General features: G+C 54.3%; 12 protein-coding genes. 2 read left to right on the top strand and 10 right to left on the bottom strand.

Going from position 1 to position 17,800, the window contains the following annotated elements:
* Positions 1 to 136 precede the first annotated feature (136 nt).
* Positions 137 to 658 (top strand): hypothetical protein, encoded by a 522-nt coding sequence (locus tag PSR62_RS02085; protein WP_274406184.1) that lies wholly within the window; start codon positions 137 to 139, stop codon positions 656 to 658.
* A 110-nt stretch (positions 659 to 768) separates the two neighbouring features.
* On the opposite strand, the gene PSR62_RS02080 is transcribed toward PSR62_RS02085, so the two are convergent.
* Positions 769 to 1,098 (bottom strand): hypothetical protein, encoded by a 330-nt coding sequence (locus PSR62_RS02080; RefSeq protein ID WP_274406183.1) that lies wholly within the window; start codon positions 1,096 to 1,098, stop codon positions 769 to 771.
* A 1,858-nt stretch (positions 1,099 to 2,956) separates the two neighbouring features.
* Complete coding sequence (locus PSR62_RS02075; protein ID WP_274406182.1) at positions 2,957 to 3,784, bottom strand: hypothetical protein; 828 nt, start codon at positions 3,782 to 3,784, stop codon at positions 2,957 to 2,959.
* A gap of 768 nt (positions 3,785 to 4,552) precedes the next feature.
* Between PSR62_RS02075 and PSR62_RS02070 the strand changes: the two genes are divergently transcribed.
* Positions 4,553 to 5,065 (top strand): hypothetical protein, encoded by a 513-nt coding sequence (locus PSR62_RS02070; protein WP_274406181.1) that lies wholly within the window; start codon positions 4,553 to 4,555, stop codon positions 5,063 to 5,065.
* A 450-nt stretch (positions 5,066 to 5,515) separates the two neighbouring features.
* Here PSR62_RS02070 and PSR62_RS02065 read toward each other — a convergent pair whose 3' ends face one another.
* The 8 genes from PSR62_RS02065 to hsdR form a co-directional block, all read right to left on the bottom strand.
* Positions 5,516 to 6,391 carry a GIY-YIG nuclease family protein gene (locus PSR62_RS02065; RefSeq protein ID WP_274406180.1) on the bottom strand — a complete coding sequence of 292 codons (876 nt, stop codon included), beginning with the start codon at positions 6,389 to 6,391 and terminating at the stop codon, positions 5,516 to 5,518.
* Positions 6,392 to 6,577: 186 nt separating this feature from the next.
* A complete protein-coding gene (locus PSR62_RS02060; protein WP_274406179.1) occupies positions 6,578 to 7,417 on the bottom strand; it encodes a DUF3037 domain-containing protein in 840 nt (279 codons plus the stop codon).
* On the bottom strand, positions 7,410 to 8,240 hold the full coding sequence (locus tag PSR62_RS02055; RefSeq protein ID WP_274406178.1) for a HipA family kinase: 831 nt from the start codon (positions 8,238 to 8,240) through the stop codon (positions 7,410 to 7,412). The genes PSR62_RS02060 and PSR62_RS02055 overlap by 8 nt, the downstream gene beginning before the upstream one ends.
* Before the next feature lie 251 nt (positions 8,241 to 8,491).
* Entirely contained in the window at positions 8,492 to 9,370 is an 879-nt protein-coding gene (locus PSR62_RS02050) for a hypothetical protein (RefSeq protein ID WP_274406177.1), read from the bottom strand.
* Positions 9,367 to 10,974 (bottom strand): AAA family ATPase, encoded by a 1,608-nt coding sequence (locus PSR62_RS02045; RefSeq protein ID WP_274406176.1) that lies wholly within the window; start codon positions 10,972 to 10,974, stop codon positions 9,367 to 9,369. The genes PSR62_RS02050 and PSR62_RS02045 overlap by 4 nt, the downstream gene beginning before the upstream one ends.
* Positions 10,974 to 12,806 carry a restriction endonuclease subunit S gene (locus PSR62_RS02040; RefSeq protein WP_274406175.1) on the bottom strand — a complete coding sequence of 611 codons (1,833 nt, stop codon included), beginning with the start codon at positions 12,804 to 12,806 and terminating at the stop codon, positions 10,974 to 10,976. The genes PSR62_RS02045 and PSR62_RS02040 overlap by 1 nt, the downstream gene beginning before the upstream one ends.
* On the bottom strand, positions 12,803 to 14,326 hold the full coding sequence (locus tag PSR62_RS02035; RefSeq protein WP_274406174.1) for a class I SAM-dependent DNA methyltransferase: 1,524 nt from the start codon (positions 14,324 to 14,326) through the stop codon (positions 12,803 to 12,805). The genes PSR62_RS02040 and PSR62_RS02035 overlap by 4 nt, the downstream gene beginning before the upstream one ends.
* Positions 14,327 to 14,347: 21 nt before the next feature.
* On the bottom strand, positions 14,348 to 17,764 hold the full coding sequence (hsdR, locus tag PSR62_RS02030; protein WP_274406173.1) for a type I restriction-modification system endonuclease: 3,417 nt from the start codon (positions 17,762 to 17,764) through the stop codon (positions 14,348 to 14,350).
* Between the last annotated feature and the right edge of the window lie 36 nt (positions 17,765 to 17,800).

Here is a 17,800-nt window from a genome sequence, read left to right as displayed (position 1 = left end):
TTCACGCGTCTTTGACGTAACTACTTTGTTCGATTTTCCCGCTGAATAAATGGATGCTCCTCCGCGACGAACTGGACACTCGAGTCTCTCGGATGCTGAGTTGCTGCTTTGTGATTTCCTTTGGCAGCACACTGTGATGACTCGGTGCCTTGCCAGCGAGGTGTATCCGCTGCACATGAACGTCGGTTATTCGCATGGGCTCACCGACTCACAGCTTCACGCGACGCTTCTCCGGATGCAAATGCGTGGGCTGATCGGGATTTCTTCTGCGTTGGATGATGCTGAATCCTCTGTCACGCTGACTCCTGCTGGCGGAGAACAATGGTCGTTGGAGCGTGCTCCGGTTTGGGATCGATTCATCTTTGAAAACGGAAGCTTGTCAGGCGAACGGCTGACCGTTGTGGCGGCGAACGAATCCATCGGTCGTCGCTACATCGGTTCGCGAATTGCCGCTGGCATCAAGGTTCAGGCCGGCCCGATTCGAGTGCGTCGAGGTGTTTCGGCGTCACTGATTCCTTGGAAGCGATTCCAAAACTTGGTGGTGCTTCGATTGGACTGTGACCCGCCCACCAATCGTCCTGTCGATTGGGATGTGTATGAATCGATGCGGACTTGGTGGACTTCGCTTGCGGAACTTTCCACGTTGCTGCAGCGCTGAGCACGTTGGCAGGAGTCTTTCGGCATTTGAACTGCATCGGGTAGCGTTGTTACTCCCGCGTACAACCGGGGCAAGCGTTCACTCGGCTTTGCGGGGCGGTCTTGGGTTGCTTATTCATTGGCGGGGGCCTCCTGCTCGATCACGTGGATGATGTCTCTGGCTACCCACTCGCGGTCGCGTTCCTTGCCTGTGTACTCTTCGACAATCTTCAAATGCTCCAGTCGTTCCAGATCTTTCATCGCGGTTGGCTTGCTGACGCCGCGCGCTGCCACAATGTCGGCAACGTTCACGGCCGGCATCGAAAATAGATCGTCGACAATCTCGAAGAACCTCGCCGGCGATTTGTCTTGCTTCAATCGCTCGTGGAATTCATCACGCAGGGAAATCAGGGTCTCGCTGCGCCAGATCGCGTCGAGTGCTTGTGTCCGGATCGCGTTCAAGATGAATCCGATCCAACGGGTCAGGCAGAAAGGCGAGTGCTTTCGTGCGAATGGGCTGGCCTAGTGGGCCGTCGGGGTACTCCTGGAATTCAGTTGGGACGAGCTTTCCCGGCGATTCAGTCGTGAAATTGTATTTTTGCACTGGGTAAGACTCGTTTACTAAGAACGGTCGCTAGTAAAGTGAATTGCGAATGTCTTTACTAGTGACTCGGTGTAGGCAAGTGGGCTTTCCTAGCCGAGTGGGTGTCGGCAGGGGGCGTGGTGAGTGGCGGCCCGATTGGATTGGCGGCGAAAAACCGGGGGAATGAATTGTTTTGGCGTTTGGGGCGGGGAGGTTGGGTGTGGGATCCGGCGTGCAGTCCTCCCAGGGGGGAGGGTGGATTCCGAACGCAAGTGCCAACCTCCCGGTTGCGCCAAAAAGGCTTCGTTGGGCGTCGGATCGAGTAAGGCGGACAGGGCGTCGATTTCTTCGAGTGCTTCGCTCAGTCGCTCACGGACTTGTGTGGCGATCACGTCGGGTTCCGGCAGGTCGGCTCCGCTGGATGCGTCTTTGTCTTTGAGCCAACTGATGTCCAGGTTGTCGCCTCGCTCGGTGAGTACTCGCGTGTGAACTTTCGGAAGCGGCCTTCGTTTCCCTGATCGGTTCGCTTGCTGGTGCCGTCGGACTTCTTACCAAAACACTTCTCGAACTCGGCGAAGTGCCCGTGCGTCAGCGGTGTCCGCTTGCCGAAGGCGGGCAACCGATCAGCAATTGGACGCGAACCATGTCCCTGACGACTGGTGTGAGCATCGGAAGAGTGGCTTCGTTGCTTCTCGCCGCGTGATCGACGACGGCCCCGTCCGGGGCGGCATGATGATGTCTGCCAACGTTCTCGGGGCTTCCGCCCCGAGCTAGCGAAGTCGGCCCCGTCCGGGGCGAAGTGCGTGAATGGCTCCGGAGGAGCCCGCGTTGATAGCTCGGGGCGGAAGCCCCGAGGCGGTTGCCAACAGCGGCAGGGAATCGTTTTGTCAACGAATCAAGAAGGTATCTCATCAATACACCCGGCGGGGTTCGAACCCACAACCTTCGGCTTCGGAGGCAGCCCGCGAAGTAGCCTCGAATCACACTTTTGCTTATAAGGCTTGAGGGGATTCTATGCCAAAATTCACCGGGTGCAAGTAAGAGCAGTTTGATGCAGTAAATAGCGGACGTTTCGGGTATCTCGATTTCGCTAGCGGGTAAATACCCGATGGGTGTTTTGGTTTCAATGACGCCCGAATCCAGGAGTGGCTGCCCGGCGACTCCGAAATCGGGATGCTCATTGATGGGGAGCGAATTCGCGAATCTCGCGGAAGAATGCAACGAGCTTTTGGGATCCCAGAAAGCCTGAAACATTGGTGCGACGCTGTTCCTCTTTCAGAAAGTGGGGAATTCCCCACCTACAAACTCCGGGGTTTACGATCGTCATCGAAAACATCTCGCTACCCCCAAGGTGTTGATGCAAACACGCGAGGTGAACTTCGCCTGCTCGTCCACGTTGGGACGGCGCAAAGGAATCTTTTTGATGCCATGGGAGCCCGTAAAACACTGGGTTTCTGGCAAGTGGACAGTTCGTTCTGTCCAGAATTCAGAGAGGCTTCCAAGGTGAAGGCTCTCTTCATCCACACGGGAGTGTGGCCGGTCGGCAGATGGTCAGGTTGTGCAACGTTTTCGTGAAGACTGTTAATGAGTGCGAAGGGCTTCGGCGGCAATGCAATTCGAAGTTTCTCGAACGACGCCGCCAACCTCGCAACGCTGCATGGGTTTCGGTGGCAAGAACGTCGACTGGTGTTGTTCCGTCGGCGATTGGAGTGGCGTAACCCGAGTTCGACGGGCGTGTTACCGCTCGTTTAGCTTGACAACTCGAAAGGCTCTGACTCTCGCGTTTTCCTCTCGGTCAAACATCTCTGTGTCTGTAATTACGTTAGTGCCCGGCGCGACAGCACGTCTCTCGTTGGAATAGTCGATGCGATGGCCATCGGCATCAAGCCATTCGACTTCCACATAACAGTCGACACTCTTGTTTGAGTTGTTGACGACATCGACTCGCCAGCTTCGATGAACGTATCTTCTCGTTCTTTTTCCGATCTTGTCTCTGCATTCAGCGATGCCGAGCACCATGTCGCTCGCTTTTCGGCCATTGACTTCTGTGACGCGAAAGGAATGCACGCGGTCGTTTTCTTCACGGTCGAAAATTTCGATGTCTGATATTGCGTTGACACCTGGCGCCAACGTCCTGGCTTCATTCGCGTATTTGACACGAAACCCATCCGCGTCCAGCCACTCGACCTCGATATAGGCCTGCACATTCGCGTCAAGATGATTTTCGATGTCGACACGCCAGGACCGGTAAATGTAGTTTGAAGTGCGTTTCGCAATCTTCTGGTTGAAAGAAACCACGTCTAGGATTGCCTCTGCCGGTGCGACGTGTGCATGCGTTGTCGCTGTAGACGCTTCGGTGATTGCATCTGGGGTGGGGTCGATGGCAGATACAGCATCAATGATTACGTTTGGAGCGGCTTCAGGAGTTTGTTTGTTGCTGACGAACGCTAACGGCGCAATTGGATCAGAGTCTGCTTCTTTGCCGCTGGTCAAGAAGTGCGTTCCGCATACACCGAGTCCGATGGAGCCGGTGCAAGCCAAAACAGTGAAGACGGTTGATTTCATCGTGTGCCCTTCGAGTCGCAATGTGGATCTGGTTCAACAAAGCTTAGAACGCGAAGATGTCTGGGGAGATCGTGCTGTACCGAATGGGGGTTCGTGGCTTCGTTTTGCAGTGCTGACGTGTCGGGCTTGCGGGTTGGAGCGATCGAATCGATCGAAAGATCTGGATGCAACAGTCGTTGTACCGAGCTAGGTGGGGAATTCCCCACCCAGTATTCTGATCGTTCAAGCTGCAGTGGCTGAATTTTCGGGGCGGGCGAGTGGTGCCGCTTCAGAGCTCGGTAGGAAAGTCACCGAAACGTTCCTTGCTCCTGTGGAGCCACCTCTATGAGACGACGAACTCGAACCACCTTCACTGCGATCCTCGCCAGTTTGGTCTGAAGAAGCCAGCTAGAGGTTCTGCGAGGCTTCAGGAATCACAAGCTTCTTACGAGAAGCTCAGCGCGTCCTGTCTAATGGGAAAAAGGCAGTCTCGGTTGCGACGCGACCTAGGATTGGCGTGTCGGAGTAGCAGGGGTGGCGTGATTTTGCGAACCGCTTGGTCCACGGTATCGATGGAGCAGAGCAAGTGACTGACCATTGTGGGAGAACGAATTTAGACGCGTGGAGTGGTCGTCTCCCACCTGTAGTTGTATTCTGTTCAGTTTGAGCGTTCGGTAACGGATGTTCGACGTGAACTGGCTCAAAGCGGCAGTTCAAGTTCGACCGCTTGTCGTGCTCCCTGGAACCTGACTGGTTTGTTAAATGCCTCCCAAATTCAGTTCATGCGAGATGAAGTTTGTCGATGAAAAACGCCAGGAAACGGCAAGAATCGGGTTTAGTCATGACCCGAAGTTTTGGTTGATCGCCCGTTTTTGCGATGCCATTGATGCATCCGCAGGAAAATTGGTTCATCACGATCATGAGAGATGGGTTTACGAGGAGAACCAGCAGTTTCGCGACCGTGGGAACCCATTCGATCGTCATCGTGACAGGAGGTGCTCAACTTCGCCCGAGATCAAGAATTCTGGATACGCAGTGGTCGATGATTACTACCTCCGAGTGTACCGAAAGAAGTTCAAAGGAGAATTGTATTTGCATTATGATTTTGAGAGTGAAGACAAAACGATCGCTCGTGTGTTCACGGCTGTGTCACCATCTGACGAACAATGGAGGAAACGTACTGCGAATATGGTTGAGTGGTTGGTAGGCAGAATGCACTATCATTTCTCCGATAAGATTAAGTCCACTTCAATCGTTGTGATGAATGCTACTTCGGTTTCATCGTCCGGCGGAGGACTTTAGCTTTCTGTTAAGAAGATCTGGATCAACGCCGCAGAAGCTGCAATGTTGCGATGTGAATTTATTCTCGGAGCGTTTCGTGGTCGGTGTTTTCTTGCGGAGTTGGTTCACCTATTGTATGATATTTGACTCGGCTTTCTCGATTGAGCGGACGACACACAAGCGTTTCTTACCGTTCCAAATCAGATCGAATTCATCGTCGGCTTGGGAACTCAAAAGTTGCTTCCCGGTTTCGTCGTGGATCGATACCTCTCCATTTGGCAGGCCTGATTCTCCTTCGACAAGCATCAACCGGTAGAGGCGATTTGGTTCGCATCGAGAACTGGGCTTTCTGTGAACGATTGACTTGTCAATCGTCACCAACGACCACCACTCTACGTCCACGAAGGATCGCTGGTAGAGCCATGATATCGGAACGTGGGCGATGCTCGTGAGGCTTGGGAAAGACAGGTCTCAATCGTCAATCGCTTCTTCAGAATCCGTTTCACGATGGACTTCGCTAAGGGTGCGTCCGCTAGCATCTTTCCATTCGTTCCAGCCATTCGCAGATGCACCGAGTACTGTCGCGGCCGCATTGCTGGGTGATGGGAACAGATAGTCTTGTTGGTAGACGTACACACCGTCTAGTTCAGCGACGATGCCAGCTTCGAGCAAACGTTTGCGTTGATTGCCGATCGATTCGGGCATGGACGCAGTCGGTTCAATCCGAGACTTGCTCCCTTGCCGCACGACAAAGCCGTCCTCGGCGAGCTCACCACTTGCATCGCATCCTCGTGACCGACAAAAGAAGCGTGGCACCGTGTTGATGTTGCGGGCCAGCGGTTCGAAGACTGGGTAGCCAAGCGTCGAGACAAGCGTGCTGATCGTTTCGAAGACGTCGAGTAGTTCGGCCTCCATTGGTTCAGGAACATAATTCGAATTGTCTGGGATCTGCCCGTTGTCGAGAGTGTAGCGGGCAATCTTTTTCGCCTGCTGCATACCGTGCCATTCCAGATACCGAATGTGAGCTTGGGTGAAATTCTGGGTCTTAGACACACAAAAGATTGCGGTCTTCCAGAAGGTCTTTGTTTTGTTGTGGCTATCAAGCCGTTTTCTCGCGTCCTCGGTCTGGCCGATGTAGACGATTGGCTTTGCTTCATCCTCCCCTTCACCGAACAGGAGGTAGACGCCCGGGAGATCGAGTTCTGGGCGAAGCTTGCCGAGCGTGAGGTCACTACGTGGGATCAGTACCGCCTGCACGATCCGAGTCGTGATCTCGGCAATCCGGATGCCACGTGGCTCACCCGTCGGCAAATAGATCTGAATAGTTTTCGCGGTCGCTGTCGACATCGGTGTGGGTGAATGAGGTATTGGGTTTGCATTGGGGGAATAAAAAGCAAGTTCCTCCCCGAGATTACTCTCGCAAGGATGCTTGCGTTGGCATTTATTAAACGAATCCCGCCGGCTATTGAAGCCGTCAGAACCAACGCTGAAATGAGATCCCGCGTTTGCGAGCAAGTTGTCGGAAAATGGGAGCTATGCCTCTAACGGATGTCCGTGCTTGCGGATCTCGTCTCCAAGCTCAACAAGATTATCGCTCGTGATTAAACGTACTTGATGGGAATCAAGGATGCGTCGCGCAGTCTCGATGTCAGACTTCTTGGTCTCCGGAAACGCACCGACGATCAGCATCTGAAGTTCGCCGTATTTAGGGTGTGGATTGTCAAAAAGCGACTTTCCTTCCACTGCAAAACGAGCGGCCTTGTCTTCAACTGAATTGGTGCGTTTAGGGAATTGCAGTGGGGCGATCAGGTTAAGGCGACCATTTTGATAGGCATATGGTACTTCCTGCTCACGTTGCAGTATCGGAACGCTTACCGTTATGTTACGGCGCACCAAGCCCCTCAGATCAGGTTGATTGAACATCGTGTCCATACGGCATTTCAGGTCATCCGACGGCGAGTTTGCCTGCAACTCTGACTCCGGTTGCACCAACTGGTCAAAGAGGTCTTGCAGTTCACGTGCAGGTGTAGTGGTGATCCGGCATGGCATAAACTTCGTCATCTGCAGGTTGTTGACTTGCAACGAAGCGAAACGCTCAAGTTGCTCCAGGCCTTGTAAATCCCGGCGACCGCTTTCAAGCTTGCTTTCCAGGCCATCCTTGATCACCTTCAAACGCGCAAGGTCCCGCTTGCCTCGCCCAAACATCTTATTGATGCGACTGTGGTTGGATGTCATTCGGGCTTGCAGGAAGTCGTGATCCGCGCAGAACAGGACCACACCGATATTGGCGACTTCCAGCCGGCTAGTGTCGGGGCAATATTGGACGAGACTGTAGTAGCCACGTGTAGGTGGGGCGGGGATGGGGTTATTCATAGCTGAATTCTCCCTGGGGAAAAATTTTGCTTTCGATGTGGTTGCTGACAAATCTGGCGCGATCTTGGATGAACGACATCCACCGGTCTTTTGACTCTGGGTGGCGAATCCATTCATCCGGAACCGCGTCGACGACATTTGTGATCGTGGGAAGATCGAGCTTCAGCAGCTTAGCTGCTGCCTCTTTTACGACTTCACGGTCCAGGAAGTTTTTGAATTCGGGAAACAAGCCGTAAATGGCTGGATCTTCAATCTTACTCTGATTTGCGGGTATACCGCTTGCGTCGATTACGGCGTAATGGCAATGGGTGTGATCGTACACCCGCAAACGCAGCATTTTCGGGGCAGCGTCCTGGCTAAGGAAGACATTTCCGTCGTTGCGATGTTCCCGCTTTCGACCGCGATTGTCAAAAATCAGGTGCCGATCAGAATTGCATGCAAATGTGTCGAAGACGACCAAACGGCTGATATCCGCCTTGTTTTCAACCTGGTTGAGCTCTTTCGTGGTGCCTTTCCAAGTGTCTCCCTCTACCTCTTTTGTCAGAAATACAGGAACCAGATTTTCGTCGTCCGAATCGGGAAACGCGTCAGCCTCGCACGCCTGCATAACCGCATACTCAAACGTCGGAAGTCCGAACCACTCCGCGAGACCGGTGCCAATTAGCTCGCTTGCAAGTGCGGTCGCCCCCTGAGAGTTTCGACGTTGGCTTGGCCACTTGATGTACGCGTTGCCCTGATCCGTCACCACGTGTGTTGGCCGTGTGCTCGATGAGATGTCCGTCGGAATCCTGCGTTTTATCGTAGTCGGCGTCCAATTGGTCATGTCATTCTATTGCCTGTTAAAACTCTGACGTTGGTCGGTGGCTCGGCGAGTTCCCGTTGCCGGCGATGCGGTCTAGGTGATGAGAGGTCGATTCGTCGTTCGGTACCTACGCGTTCGCCTTCTGCTTGCGTGGTGGCCTTTTCGTTGCTGCTTAGGCATCTCGCGTGGTGCGGAAGCGGGCTCGTCGCTCGGTTCCTGCGGGACCAACTCGCCACGGAACGCTTTCGCGAGGATGGCGTGGTCTAGTTGCATCAGCGGTGGGGGCATTTGATTGATTCGCAATCTTCCTCAGGCGAAACGCAAAGCCGTCCGTACCCGTTGTCTGTCAAGTACGAACGAGCTGTAAGAGCGTAGGGGCTTGATCGCTTCGTCTTCGACTCAATGAACTTTAATTGTTTGTCTACTGGGAGTGTGTCGGCGACTGAGTCAGGGGTGCTGCTGGCCTTGGCGGCAACTAGTGTGTCGGCAAGAGTTTCGAGCAATTGTGAGAGCTCACGCATTAGTTGTTTTCTTTTGCGGACGATGCTCGGATGGTTGAGCCCATATATTTCAGCGGAACGCTTTGCACGGTGCACGGCCGTACCTACGGCGAATACGCTTGGGACAATGCGTCCATTTGCATCTACGTCCAATAGTTTGACGTCATCTTTTTCGCATGGGTCTATCAGAACGGGTTTTTCGTTCTTTTCACAACGATCACCCCAGTGAGCTTTTCGGCTACCGTCGACCAGAGGAAACCAACTTCCTTTTCCGTCAACAACTCCTGTCTCATCGTTGGTTAACAGTCGATTCGACATTGTGGCGGAATAACGGAAGTTCTCCCAAGAGAACGCCAGCCAGTCGTACCCAAAGTCGTCGACGTGTTTGTCGCTGCGTTTCGCTTCTCCTTTTGGGCGAAAATGGTCGACATCGAAGAACGACTGAGGATCGTCGCTCTCGGAGTACCAGCATTTGCCATGCGACATCTTGGCGAGACATGCTTTGAATGCTCCCCAAATTGCCGACTTTTTCTTGATGAACGCTTTACGCTTTGCTGGATCGCAAATCTTCTCGAGTTCTTCCTGAGCCTTTTCTGCCTTGTTCAAGACTTCGGCGGGAATAATCGAACTGTCGCGACGAACATAAATCATGACTCGTCCTCGGCTTTCTCTGCGATTAGCTTCTTGATGAGGTCATTCATTGCTTCGCGGCGCGTCTTGAGTTGGTCCGGCGTCATTGGAGGTCGATTGGCGTACTGAACGTCGTGCCAAGACTTAAGGAAATCGTTGTAGAGCGGCTCGCGGTCCTCAAACATGAAACCTCGTCGGTTGAGCTCGTCATTGATCTCGATGAGTCTCTCTTCCTGCCCCTTCGTCCGCTTGTCAATCGCAGCCAGGCTGTTTCGCGTGTCGATGTCTTCTTGAGTGGCTGGGTCGAGCGTTGATTCCAAGCCAAAAATTTCTGTCAGTGTTGCGGTGAAGCCTAAGCCGCGAGGGTGCGTATATGGAGCTTGTGCCGTTGTTGTGCCGTTTTCTCGCTGGGTCATTACTCGAACTTCCTCGCGATTGAGGGCTGCAATTGTCAGCGGATTGTGTGACGTCAGGATGATATGGCAATCGGATTCGTCGGAAGCAACTTCCGTCCATTCCTGAATTAAGTCGAGGTAGGTCAATTGCCAATGCGGATTGAGATGAGTGTCTGGTTCATCGAGCAAGAACAGGGCGTTTCGCCCGCGGGATACGCGAATCAATCCCAGCACCATTAGCAATTGACGTTCACCATCGGAGAGGTCATTGAAACTTACATCGCCCGTGTCGTTGTTCGTGCGATCTACCCACAAATGCACATCGCGAATAAGATCGGAGATGTCCATCGCTTCGATCGCAGCAAAGAAGTCGCGATCGTCTTCGTACTGGTTGGCCAGTTCCTTGAGTGGTCCGGCATCGCGAAAAAAGGCTGCGAACTGTGGTTCATCTGTGCCCTTATCTCGATAGTCGTCGATGGGACGATCCATCAAGGCGAGCGGGTGAAGGGCCAAGTCGCGGAACCTGCGTCCGCACCAACCGGCAGGCCCCTTCGCTCCCCACAAATTCGGAGCGTCGTTCAACGCATCGTTCTTTGCCCCTTTGGCAAACCATGGCTTTCGAAAGACCGCCAGTACGGAATCAAATTGCGTGATTCCCAGCTTCTTCGTGAGCAGGTTCGCCACTGCCGGAGCGGGGTAGGCGTAGAAAGCGAGCAATGCGAAGACGCCGTGAATCGGACGACAATAAAACAGGCGCCGGTTGACGAGCGCTTCGCGGCATTCATCCAAGTCATCATTCAACTTGATCGCGTCGTAGTACTTTCGTTGGTGTCGATCAAAGAGACTTTCCAGCCGACGACTGCCACCGGAGTAGTAACCGAAAACGAGATCAGGAAAATAGTTGGCTTTGTCGTTGTCGAACGCTTTTCGTGACAGCGGCTTCAGCGATTCGACGCTCTTGCCAGCAAAGATCGTCTGCTTGCCGCCTTTGTTAGATAGGCGGATGCTTTGTCCGTTGATGCGGTAGTCAATGTCATAGACGAACTTAGGAACGTACGTCTTTTCCTTGAGATCGACGGACCGAAACACCTCGACGATCGCCTCAATCAGATTTGATTTACCGGCACCGTTTTGGCCTATCACCACCGTCGTGAGCTGATTCTTGTCGAAATCGACGTTTACCTCCTTCAGGTTCTTGAAACCGTCGATGTAGACGCGATCCAATCGCATTACAACGCCTCCAGCTTTTTGGCATCATCGGAAATGTGGCCGTTTTCAATTTCCCAAGCGAGTTGTTTGTAGAAGTCCGTGATAGGTAGATCTGCCGCGTCGAAGAGCTCTTCCGGTGTCAACTTCTTTGTTGATTCCTTCAGGAAAGTCGCGAGGTATGGTTGGTTTTTTACATCGTCGTCAAATCGGCTTTTCGGCATTGCCGCCTTCCTCTTGGTGGTTCTGGTTCTAGTGGTCTTTGTTTTTCTGTTCGTTTTTCTTGTTTCAGCCGCGTTTTCCCGCTGATGGCGGATGCGGGCGAGGAGTTCGGAGGCCGGTTCGTCGCGCGGGTCCTGCGGGACCAACTCGCCTCGGAACGCTTTCGAGAGGATGGATTGGTCCAGTTGCGTCAGCGACGATTCCATTGAGGCTAAACCGATCGCCACCGACGTGCAGGCTTCGTCATTCGTGACAAGTAAGTCAGCGACGGCTTGCTGTTCGGCAAGTGGGGCGAGAGCGATCGGCGCATCCAGGATTTTGCCCTGCGAGAGATTACGCATCGAGTTGCTTGTGCCAGTGGCGTTGTCTTCAAAAAACTTACGCACCGACTCAGACCGTAAGCCGTAGAGCAAATACTCCGGCACCAGTTCCTTTGAGGCAGGATTCATGCGAAGTGTTTTGTCCGACAGCATTAAGTTCGGGTAGTCTGCCTTGACGAGCACCACCGCACCGATGAGCTCGACCGTGTTCGCACGGGAAATCAGTAGATCGCCTTTCCGTGGCGTCGGCGTATCTCCGATTTCGTCACCGTCCTTCAACGCTTTGTTTGCGTTGGGATCGAATTCTCGCCAAGTCACGGCGCTGACCTTCAAGACACCAGATTCGCCATCTCGTGCAGGGTGCGACAATGCCGTTGGACTTCGACCCGCATCGAAGGACTCAATGAGGTCTCCGACTTGACACCAGCACCAGCCGTCTGGCAGTTCGGGCAACTCCGACTCATCAACCGGCTCCGGTTCCTTGTACTTGTCCTGCCAGTTTTTGGGGGGCTGTTTGCCTTTGGCTTCGTACTTCGCGAGCTGCTCGGACTGCCAGCGTTCTCTTCGCTCGGTGCGGATGCGTGACAGCAGTTCGGAGGCAGGTTCGACATCCGGGTTGGCTTCACGCCAGTCTGCCGTCAGCTTCCCACTGAAAGCATCGCGCAGCACACTCTGACGAAGCTGACCGATCAGCGGCCCGACTTCCGAAAGCAAAACCCGCGCACGCGAACTACGCTCCTGAAGCGACTCGATCGCCGACACGATACGGGACTGCTCGGCTTTGGGGGGAAGGGGAACTTCCGTTGCTTCAAACTTGCCCTTCGTGACATGTCGGAGCCCGACTCCTCCGTGCGCCTTTTCTATCAACTCTTCGAGCTTGTGATTGATCGCAAATCGGAAGAACGTCATGTTCAAGTCGTCTTCGTTAATAAGCACGCGGAAAATGTGCTGATTGAGCAACGCCTTGGGGCCATTCCAGATGTGCGCGCCGAACGAAGTGCCCGGTGTGCCTGACCAAGCGAAAAGAAGCTCGCCGGGCCGTACAAGGTGCTTGTCTGCGTACTCGCCGTCGAAGTGATTGTATTTGGCTTCAGCTTTGTTGAGGTTTTGAATCCGAATGATTGGAAGCCCTGACTCACTCCATTCCTTTGGCTTGAACGCGCGACCGTTGATGAGGTCGCAGAGGTCACCAATCGGAACGTCCGCCCAGCCCTCCGGCAACGCTTCTCCACTGGCACTCTCGCCGTCTTTTTGTGCGACTTCCACCGACTCGCCCCGCGACAACTTGACGATGGCATCTTGTGGGCGGCTCATTCTCGCACCTCAGCTCCGACGCCTTCAACGTCACTCGTGACGAGGATTGCCGGTTCCAGCAGCTCGGCAAGCGCGTCCATCTCGGCAAGCGCCTCGCCCAGACGCTCGCGGATCATCGCCGCGATCTCGTCCGGCTCCGCAAGCTCACTGCCGCTGCCACCGGCGCTATCGTCCTTCAGCCAACTGATGTCGAGGTTGTCGCCTCGCTCACGCACGAAGTCTCGCGAAAAGATCCGAAAGCGGCTCTCCTCACCTTCGTAAACGGTAGCGTCTTCATAGAGGGCGGGACAGGTTTTCTTGCCGCCGGTCTTCTCGGTCCGCTTGCTGGTGCCGTCGGCTTTCTTACCGTAGCACTTCTCGAACTCGGCGAAGTGACCGTGCGTCAGCGGCGTGCGGACTCCGAAGGAGGGCATGTTCGTCCGCAGGTCATAGACCCACGTTTGTTTGGTATTGCCAGTGTCTGTTTTGCCACGTGTGAAGAACAGCACGTTGGTCTTCACGCCCTGTGCGTAGAAGATGCCCGTGGGCAGCCTGAGGATCGTGTGCAAGTTGCACTTGTCCATCAGGTCAGCGCGGATGCGCGTGCCGACGCCTTCTTCGAACAGCACGTTGTCGGGCAAGACGACGGCTGCTCGACCGCCGGGTTTCAGACCGCGATAGATGTGCTGCAGGAACGCGAGCTGTTTGTTGCCGGTGACGAATGTGAAATCGTCTCGGGTGGGTTTGCCTCCGCCGCGTTTGGTGCCAAACGGAGGGTTGGTCAGGATCACATCGGCGTTGGGCAGGTTCTGGCCGATGCTGCCCATGGAATCTCCGCTGGCCAAATGCCCACCGACGCCGTGCAACATGCAGTTCATCACCAACAGTCGATGCGTATCAGGCACGAGTTCAACGGCATGATACGCTTGCTGCTTTTGAAAGACTTGTTCGTCGGCATCGAGGTCGAACAGGTCGTCGGTTTGGTTGCTGATGTATTGGTGAGCGGCGATCAAGAAGCCACCGGTGCCAGCCGCAGGATCCTGGATGACCTCGCCTGGTTGAGGACGGATGCAATTGACCATGCATTCGATCAACGGACGTGGCGTGAAGTACTGACCGGCGCCGGACTTCTTTTCGCTGGCGTTCCGCTCGAGCAAACCTTCGTACATGTCGCCGAGCCCTTCTTCTCGAGCGACGTACCAATCCAGTTCGTCGAGATCCTGGACGAGTTTGGAAAGGTTCTTGGGTTGACGAAGCGAGGTGTTTGCGTCAGCGAAAACACTCTGCACTCGCGGGCTGCCTTCGGTGCCGAGGTGAACCAACATCGCCCGGTAGAAGGCGAGTTGGTCGACACCGTCCTTGCTTTCGAGATCGCTCCAGCGATACCCGTCGGGGAGCTCGGATTCTTGGCCGGTTTCCTGCATCATCTTCAGGAAGAGCAGGAAACTGAGTTCGTTGACGTAGTCTTGGTAGGTGATACCGTCATCACGCAGGACGTGACAGAGAGACCAGAGTTTGGCAACGATGTCGTTGGTATTCATGAATTGGTTCGTCCTGAACGATTAAGTGGCCGTTTGCCAGATGCTGGTGATGATCGACTGCATGACTTCGTTTAGGCGACCATCGAAAACTTTGTCGATCTTCACAAAACCACCGTGGTCCTGGAAGGCGCCGACTTCGAAGAGGTCACGATCGATGACCACGTTTTCCTTGATTTGCTTGCCGATTCGTTCTAGCCACTTTCTTTGCTGCGGTTGCCACTTTTGGCTGGTCAGGATGGATCGCATCGCTTCGTCGACCCGTTCTTCGTAGGGAAGCAACGGTTCGTTGAGCATGGCATGGCGAACGAACCCGAGAATGCTCGCTGCGATATCTTGGTTGGTTGTGTCTTTGACGGCGGACTTGATGGCGGTTTCGTTGAATCCGTGTTGCTCAAGTTGCAGTTGCAGTTCTTTGAGATCTTTTCGGGTGAGATCGCGTGGGCGTGTGGTCACGAGGACTAGAGCTGGGATGTCGGTTTTGTGCTCAACAAGGAATCGGCGGAACGATTCGAGGTAATCCTCTGGTTTCTGGTTGCCACCGTATCCACGCTCGATGCCTACCAGCGCATCAGCATGTTCCGAAATGATGATCGAGCCGTCTGACTTCCGTTGATCCAATTCAGTGATCAGAGCCGCGTGATCCGTGAACCATTGTTGGAGTTCATCATCGGAGGAACGTGCCCATAAATCGGAGATCGCCTCGGGCGTGTCGCCCGCGAGAATTTCAAAGGTGTCGAGCCAGTTTTTATGGATGGAAGGTGTTTTGCGTCGCAGTTTGGCGACGAGTTGTTGCCGGATGTCCGCACGTGCGTCCGGATCTGAGTTGTTTTGGAAGAGTTCGACGAGCTTTTTGAACTTCGTGAATGGCTTGGCCACCACCGGTTTCATGTCGGTGTGCTCTTGCAGGGCTTCGTAGACGCCGACCGCGTCGTAGATGTGGAAGTACTCCTTGTCTTCGCCATCGAAAAACAAGTCTTTGCAGAGTCGAGTCGCACGACCGATCATTTGATCGAACAGGATGCGGCTTTTCGTCCGTCGCAGGAACACGACGTTGGTGATTTCAGGGACATCGATTCCCGTCGTCAGCAGATCGACTGTGACGACGTATTTGGGAATGGATTCATTTTTGAATCGGCGGATGGCTTCCGAAGTGCGTTCGATGTCGCCGGTGATCTTTTTGACGGTGTCGTGTGGTTGTGGTCCGTGTCGTTGCTCAATCGCTGCCGTCAGTAAACGCACGACCATGTCCGCATGAGTGTCGCGAACGCAGAAAATCAACGTCTTGCCAGGTTGTGCGTGATCGATTTGCTGGGCGAGGACGTCGCATACGACCTGATTGAAGCTCTCGGTGATCGCGAGACGGTTGAACCCATCGATTTCGATGTCGATCTCATCCGGTGTCGTCTCGTCAGCGATGCTCTTCGTGACGGTGTCGAAGTATTTCACCGTCTCACCTGCATCCCAGTGCATTCCGCTCTCGGAAAGTTCCGTGCGAATGATGAACGGTGGTTCGTGGTCGACCAAGTTGTTGTCGATCACTGCTTGCCGATAGCTGTACTGATAGACTGGGCTGCCGAAGATCTCAGTCGTGTGAAGAGCGGGGGTGGCGGTCAATCCGATCCGGACGGCATCGAAATGATCCAGCACTCGGCGGTATTTGGAGACGTAATCGAGTTGATCTCGATAGCCGAGTTCCTCTTCACTCATGTCTCGGTCGAGCGTGTAGCCGCGGTGACATTCGTCGATGACGATGCAATCGTATTGGTCGACGGGGTACGGTTCGGTATTGCTGTCCTGGTCAACCACTCGTTTGACCATCGACTGAATCGTGCACAGGTGAAGCTTCGTTTCCCGGTCTGGCTTCACGTCGCCGAGTTCCTTGACGTCGTAGATCTCAGGGAACGACTGGTTCTGTTCGAGTTTGACGTCTTTGAACGCATCGAATGCTTGCTCGCCGAGGGATCGACGATCCACGACAAACAGAATGCGATTGAACCGGCTGGCTTTGATCAGGCGATACAGCAAGCAAATTGCCGTGCGTGTCTTGCCGGTTCCCGTGGCCATCGCGAGCAAAATCTCGGTTTGGTCTTTGGCGATGGCTTTTTCAACCGCCTCAATGGCATCTCGCTGGTAGTAACGGAGCGGCAGGTAGTCTCGTGGTTGGGTCTTCAGCGTTGCATTGGCCGCGGGAATGTCGAGCTTGAGCAGATCCAACAAGCCTTCCGGTGTGTACCATCCGGTCAACGCACGTGGATGATTGGTGTCGACTCGTACGTCCCGAAACCAAATTCCACTTTGATCGATGAGTTGTCGATGAAACGGGGTGCCGTTGGTAGAGAAGACAAACGGAACGCTGTACTTGCCCCACGGACCCCCGTTCTCAACGTAGTCCGAGGCCATCCGGAATGACTTGGAGTACCGTTGTGCCTGATCGATTGCCGACCGGGCATTGCGTCGTTTTCGTTTGGCTTCGACTGTCGCGATTGGCGTGAGGCCGGTGAATAAAACATAGTCAGCAATTCCATCGTCGGTTGGGACTTCCGCGATGGCCATGTTTCGCCCTTTTTGTGGACGTGTTCCGTTGGAATGTCGAAGTTCTGAGGTGTCGGCTTCCCATCCGGCATCACGCAATTGCTGATCAATCAGCTTGCGTGTGTCGAATTCGTCTAGGTCGATCTCTTGGGCCGCTTTCTGCGAGGCTTCGATGATGTCTTCGCGAGCTTCGGCTGACTGATCCGCGTTCTTGGCAGCGGTCTCGCTGAGCAATCTTTCGTATTCTTCGATCCTTTTTTGCAGCGTCTCTTCGGTTTCGGCGGCAAGCTCCATGGCTGCCTGTTCGTTGCCTTTGGCTAGTTCGTAAGCAGATTGGCGATCACGAACGACGTCGCCGAGTTTCTCTGACTCCGCCTTGGCGGCATCCAATTCGGCCTGCTGCTTTTCGACTGTCTCTCGAAGTCTCGCCAGTTCTTCGGAGAGTTGTTTATCTCCCTGGCCGGGATCAGCTGGAGGGACGAATGGGCCCGCGTGGAAGTTGTTTGCACCGCGAACTGTTTTATGGAACCAGATCGCAAGTTGCCGAACGAGTTTCAGGCAATGCAGCGCGTCTCGCCTTTCTCCTGCCAGCGAATGAGCGGCGGAGTTGCCCTTTTGTCGAACCGTGCGCATCACATCGCGAAGCTGTTGGTTCAGGATTCCACTGTCACGCAGTCGACGTTCAACGTTGACAAAGTCTTCTTGCGATCCGGAGGCGATGCCAAGTTCAGCAGCGACTTCGCGAGCGAAGAATTCAGCAAGCTGCCGCAGCTTGACCAAGGCGGTGTTCGGGTCATCGAAGACGTACCGTTCGGCTCGCAGTGCGTGCGCGAGCAACACAGGCTGGTAGCCTTCGAGGAACCAGAAGTTTCCTGGATGATCTTTTGGTGTGTCGCCTTGTCCCAAGAATGCGTCTCAATCGTCCGCGGTGATTTGTGCGCC

Origin of the sequence: Rhodopirellula sp. P2, from assembly GCF_028768465.1 — a bacterium.
In the GTDB taxonomy this organism is placed as follows: domain Bacteria; phylum Planctomycetota; class Planctomycetia; order Pirellulales; family Pirellulaceae; genus Rhodopirellula.
The sequence above is the reverse complement of the archived record's forward strand: the minus strand, read 5'-3'. Positions and strand labels throughout refer to the sequence as shown.

Coding starts and splice junctions, on each gene's coding strand:
- PSR62_RS02050 (WP_274406177.1), bottom strand. CDS start 9,370: ATGATTTATGTTCGTCGCGACAGTTCGATTATTCCCGCCGAAGTCTTG.
- PSR62_RS02060 (WP_274406179.1), bottom strand. CDS start 7,417: ATGAATAACCCCATCCCCGCCCCACCTACACGTGGCTACTACAGTCTC.
- PSR62_RS02045 (WP_274406176.1), bottom strand. CDS start 10,974: ATGCGATTGGATCGCGTCTACATCGACGGTTTCAAGAACCTGAAGGAG.
- PSR62_RS02070 (WP_274406181.1), top strand. CDS start 4,553: ATGAAGTTTGTCGATGAAAAACGCCAGGAAACGGCAAGAATCGGGTTT.
- PSR62_RS02075 (WP_274406182.1), bottom strand. CDS start 3,784: ATGAAATCAACCGTCTTCACTGTTTTGGCTTGCACCGGCTCCATCGGA.
- PSR62_RS02065 (WP_274406180.1), bottom strand. CDS start 6,391: ATGTCGACAGCGACCGCGAAAACTATTCAGATCTATTTGCCGACGGGT.
- PSR62_RS02055 (WP_274406178.1), bottom strand. CDS start 8,240: ATGACCAATTGGACGCCGACTACGATAAAACGCAGGATTCCGACGGAC.
- PSR62_RS02035 (WP_274406174.1), bottom strand. CDS start 14,326: ATGAATACCAACGACATCGTTGCCAAACTCTGGTCTCTCTGTCACGTC.
- PSR62_RS02040 (WP_274406175.1), bottom strand. CDS start 12,806: ATGAGCCGCCCACAAGATGCCATCGTCAAGTTGTCGCGGGGCGAGTCG.
- PSR62_RS02085 (WP_274406184.1), top strand. CDS start 137: ATGACTCGGTGCCTTGCCAGCGAGGTGTATCCGCTGCACATGAACGTC.